Origin of the sequence: Bradyrhizobium sp. (genome assembly GCF_019244115.1) — a bacterium.
In the GTDB taxonomy this organism is placed as follows: Bacteria; Pseudomonadota; Alphaproteobacteria; order Rhizobiales; family Xanthobacteraceae; genus Bradyrhizobium.
The window spans coordinates 1-2,034 of sequence record NZ_JAFATE010000325.1 but is presented as its reverse complement, the minus strand read 5'-3'; the positions used below and the strand labels follow the sequence as shown (position 1 = coordinate 2,034).

The window sequence follows — 2,034 nt, the reverse complement described above, 5'->3', positions numbered from 1 at the left end:
CCGCGTCAGGCGCGCACCTTGACGTAGCTGCCGGGCGCATCCTCGATCGGCGGCAGCGCGTCGCCGCCGACGCTGCGGGCTTCGACCTCCTCGGAATCGATCTGGCCGAGCCAGCCGCGCCAGTCCGGCCACCACGAGCCCTTGTGCTCGTCGGCTGCCTTCATCCAGTCGGCAAGCGAGACATCCCCGATGTTCTCGTTGGTCCAATACTGATATTTTCTGGAGGCGGGCGGGTTGATGACGCCCGCGATGTGGCCGGAGCCGGCGAGGACATATTTTACCGGTCCGCCGAAGAATTTCGAGCCGTGCAGCACGGAGTCGGCCGGTGCGATATGGTCCTCGCGCGTGGCCAGATTGTAGACCGGCACCTTGACCTTGCCGAGGTCGAGCAGCGTGTTGTCCAGCACCAGGCTGCCGGAGGTCAGGCGGTTCTCCAGATAGCAGTTGCGCAGGTAGTAGGAATGGTTGGCCGCAGGCATCCGCGTCGCATCGGAATTCCAGTGCAGCAGATCGAATGCCGATGGCGGCTGTCCCTTCAGGTAGTTGCTCACGACATAGGACCAGATCAGGTCGTTGGAGCGCAGCATGTTGAAGGCCATCGCCATCTTGTTGCCTTCGAGCACGCCGCTTTCCTGCATGTCCTTTTCGAGCGCCGAGATCTGTCCTTCGTCGACGAAGACGAGGAGATCGCCGGCATGGGTGAAGTCGACCTGCGCGGCGAGGAAGGTCGCCGAGGCGACGCGCTGGCGCCGCTTCTCGGCCAGCCAGGCCAGCGTGGTGGCGAGCAGCGTGCCGCCGACGCAATAGCCCATGGTGTGGACCTTCATCTCGCCGGTCGCCTGTTCGATGACGTCCATGGCGGCGAGCGGGCCTTCCTTCATGTAATCTTCCCAGGTCTTTGCCCCGAGCGTCTTGTCGGGATTGACCCAGGAGATCACGAATACGGTGACGCCCTGATCGACACACCATTTGATGAAGGATTTTTCTGGCCTGAGGTCGAGGATGTAGAACTTGTTGATCCAGGGCGGCACGATCAAAAGCGGCGTGCGCAGCACCTTCTCGGTCGCCGCCTGGTACTGGATCAATTGCATCAGGTCGTTCTGGAAAATCACCTTACCGGCCGTCGTCGCCATGTTGACGCCGACCGCGAGATTGGCGGGATCGGATTGGCGGATTTTCAGCGTTCCCTTGCCGGCCTCGATGTCCTCGGCCAGCATCTGCATTCCGCGCACCAGATTGCTGCCGCTGGACGTAATCGTCTCGCGCAGCACTTCAGGATTGGTCAGCACGAAGTTCGACGGCGACAGCGCGTTGGTGATCTGGCCCACGTAGAACTCGGCCTTCTTGCGGGTATGCGGATCGAGCCCCTCGGCATTGCGCACGAGATCGTGCGCCCATTGCGCCGTGAGCAGATAGAGCTGCATCACGAAATCGAAGAACTGGTTCGACTTCCATTCCGGATCGGCAAAACGCTTGTCACGCGGCGCCGGTGAAATGGCTGGCGGCGCCTCTTCGCCGGCCATCCGCCGCACGGCCGAGCCCCAGAGATCGAGATAGCCCTTGGCAATCCGGGTCTGCAGGTCGGATGAACGCTCATTGTCCGACAGCCAGTATTCGGCGACGGCGGTCAGGGTCTTGACCATTTCGGTGAGTTCGTTCGGCGGCTTGTCGACGACTTCGCCGCTCTCGCGCGGCTTCAGATAGGCCGCGAGCGCCTTGCCGCTGTTCTCCATCGCCTTCGCGAAATTCATCGCAAAGGCTTCCGGATCGAACTTCTTGCCAGTATGTGCTTCAACCGATACGTCGTTCATGATGCGACACTAACGCTTCAGGGGCGGTCCGTCACCGCGATTGATCGGATTGTGGTGTTAACAAGGACCGGTATGTTTCAAAGTATTTATCAGGTGAATGACGCATCATGACGCTTCGCGTTTCTGTTGCATTGCGATAAACTACCTTGGTTCGGACAAACTAAAGTCCCACGGCAAGTTTCAGTTCGGCAGCCGATCATTTCGGCGCGACAATGCGTCGGGC

The 2,034-nt window shown here is 60.6% G+C and carries 1 protein-coding gene; it reads right to left on the bottom strand.

All coding sequences use genetic code 11. The annotated features are described in order from the left end of the window. Positions 1 to 5: 5 nt before the first annotated feature. The gene (locus JOZ76_RS14520) at positions 6 to 1,811 is read right to left on the bottom strand and encodes a PHA/PHB synthase family protein (protein ID WP_291699316.1); all 1,806 of its coding nucleotides are present in this window, start codon (positions 1,809 to 1,811) and stop codon (positions 6 to 8) included. Between the last annotated feature and the right edge of the window lie 223 nt (positions 1,812 to 2,034).

What these genes read in the sequence shown, in the direction of transcription:
- JOZ76_RS14520 (WP_291699316.1), bottom strand. Translation starts at nt 1,811, where the DNA reads ATGAACGACGTATCGGTTGAAGCACATACTGGCAAGAAGTTCGATCCG.